Raw genomic sequence first — 2,433 nt, 5'->3', positions numbered from 1 at the left:
TGCGCTGGCCGTGCAGCTGCAGCACGCGGCTGTCGGCAAAGCCGCCGGTAATCGCTTCCTTGACTTTGGCCATGTCGGCCCCGCCGCGCGCGGTGAACAGCAGGGCCTCGGCCACCGCGCCTATGGTGATGCCCACAATCATCTGGTTGGCCAGCTTGGTGAGCTGGCCGCTGCCGTGCGGGCCCACGTGAACGGCGTGGCCAAAGTGCTTGAGCACAGGCAGGGCCCGCGCGAAGTCTTCCGCCTTGCCGCCGGCCATGATGGCCAGCGTGCCGCTTTGCGCGCCGCCCGGGCCGCCTGAAACCGGCGCATCCACATGGGCGATGCCCAATGCGCCCAGGCGAGCTGCATGGTCGCGCGCTTCGCGCGGCTGGATGGAGGCCATGTCCAGAAAGAGCGCGCCCTGTTTCATCGCGGCGGCCACGCCCTGCGTGAACAGCACGTCTTCCACGACCGGGCCGCTTTCGAGCATGCTGATGACGATGTCGGCAGCGGCCACCGCGGCACTGGCTTGCGTATGTTGCGTGGCGCCTAGCGCCGCCAGCGGGCCGGYCTTGCCCGGCGTGCGGTTCCATGCCTGCAGCGTGTAGCCCGCTTCGCACAGGCGCCTGGCCATGGGCAGGCCCATGATGCCCGTACCCAAAAATGCGATGCGGGGCAGGGGCGTGTCGCTGGTGATGGTCAATTCGTGTCCTCAGAATGGCTTTGAGTCATCATGAAGGAACCGGCGGGAAGAAGGCTGTCAGGCAGCTTTCTAGGCCGCTTTTTTCAGCGCCGGCGCAAACATGCTTTCCATCTCCTGGCGCACTTTCCAGGCGTGGGTCGATGTGTCCATCGCCACATCGGCCCAGCTCAGGCTCTGCCCCTTTTTGACTGCGCGCACGACCTTCACGTTATGCGCCAGGCCCAGGGGCAGCCCGCCCATCTTCATGGAAGTATCGGCCGGCAGCAGCTTGCCCCACACGGTATAGCCGCCTTCGCCGTCCAGCATGTCGCCGGGTTTCAGGTCACGTTTGGCAGTGGCCACCACATCGGCGTTCCAGCAGGTCGCCACACCGGTGGGTTCACCGCGCAACGCCACGCTGGCCACGGACACGCCGACTTCCAACCCGATCAGGTGCCAGCGTTTGTACAAGGTGAAGTAGCGCCCGCTCGGGTCGGTGTGGGCGTTGTATTCCTCAAAGCAGTTCTTGATGTAGTCGGTCTCGGCTTCAACGGTGACCCAGACGCCCATGCGGATGTCGTAGGGAATCTTGCGGCCGTTGGCTTCCAGCGACGAGATAACTTCGACCATGCCCTTGCGTTCGAGAACGCCACCTTCACTGATGGGCCGTGTCACGTACGGAATGTCTTCCACGCTGGCCGGCGGGTAGAGCAGGCCGTTGCTGGGCACGGTCAGGCCCGTGGCGTTGGCCACGGCAGTCGATTCGATGGAAGGCTTGGATCCGTCGAGAAAGCTGTTGAACATCTTCGGGTTGAGCCCGCCGCGCGCGGCCTGCTCGGGCGTCAGGCCATAGTTTCCCCACACCGTCTCGGGCGTGGATTCGCAAAAATGCGGCAACCACTTGTGGCCACGGCCCGCCGCCACCACCGGGAAGCCGCAAGTGCGCGCCCAGTCCACGAGGTCGCAGATCAGCGCCGGCTGGTCACCGAAAGCCAGCGAATACACCACGCCGGCCTCTGCGGCCTTGCGCGCCAGCAGCGGGCCGCAGAAAGCGTCGGCTTCCACCGTGACATTGACCACATGCTTGCCGTGTGCGAAGGCTTTCAGGCAATGCTCTACCGCCGCGATCGGGTTGCCGGTGCATTCCACAATGATGTCGATCTGCGGATGCGTGACCACCGCCTGCCAGTCGTCAGTGATCCAGGTTGCTCCTGTTTTTATAGCTGCTTGCGCAGATTCTGCCTGGGTTAGAGCCGGATTCCACCCTACACGGGCAAGGTTGGCGCGCGCCGCGTCGGGCGACAGGTCGGCAATCGCCACCAGGTGCACGCCCGGTGTCCGCGGCACTTGCGCCAGGTACATGGAGCCGAATTTGCCGGCGCCTATGAGGCCTATGCGCACCGGTTTGCCTTCGGCCGCGCGCTGCTGGAGTTTGGTGTAAAGGTTCATGGATGAGGGGTCTTGCTGATTAATTTCGATAGATCTTGTTTGCTTTTGGACCGAAGATGAAGGGGGTTGTCATCTCAGGTAATTCCAATTTGCGCAGTTCGATAAGGTCTTTGTATTGACTCGTTCTTGATTCCGCGCATTCGATGTACATGGTTTTTTTTTCTCCCACGCGTACTACGACGCCCGCTTCTTCTTCAGGGAAACGCGCTGAGGAAAATTGGTACACGGTGTACGACGCTTGGCCGATTTTGAAATGAAGATTACCTGCACCTGTCCAACCATTCGGGCTACGTACGGAAAACTGAAACGCTTCCCTGGCG

Annotated in this window: 3 protein-coding genes; all 3 read right to left on the bottom strand. The window is 62.5% G+C overall.

What is annotated here, in order from left to right; genetic code table 11:
• A partial coding sequence (locus AC1D1X_RS20920; protein WP_477699067.1) for an NAD(P)-dependent oxidoreductase occupies positions 1 to 628 on the bottom strand: 628 nt, incomplete at its 3' end.
• 126 nt (positions 629 to 754) lie between these two features.
• Positions 755 to 2,113, bottom strand: a complete 1,359-nt coding sequence (locus AC1D1X_RS20915; RefSeq protein ID WP_477668025.1) for an NAD(P)H-dependent oxidoreductase — start codon at positions 2,111 to 2,113, stop codon at positions 755 to 757.
• Between the two features lie 19 nt (positions 2,114 to 2,132).
• Positions 2,133 to 2,433: hypothetical protein (locus AC1D1X_RS20910; protein WP_477699066.1), on the bottom strand; the 301-nt coding region annotated here is incomplete at its 5' end.

Source organism: Polaromonas sp. P1_G4, from assembly GCF_056405475.1.
The sequence above is the reverse complement of the archived record's forward strand: the minus strand, read 5'-3'. Positions and strand labels throughout refer to the sequence as shown.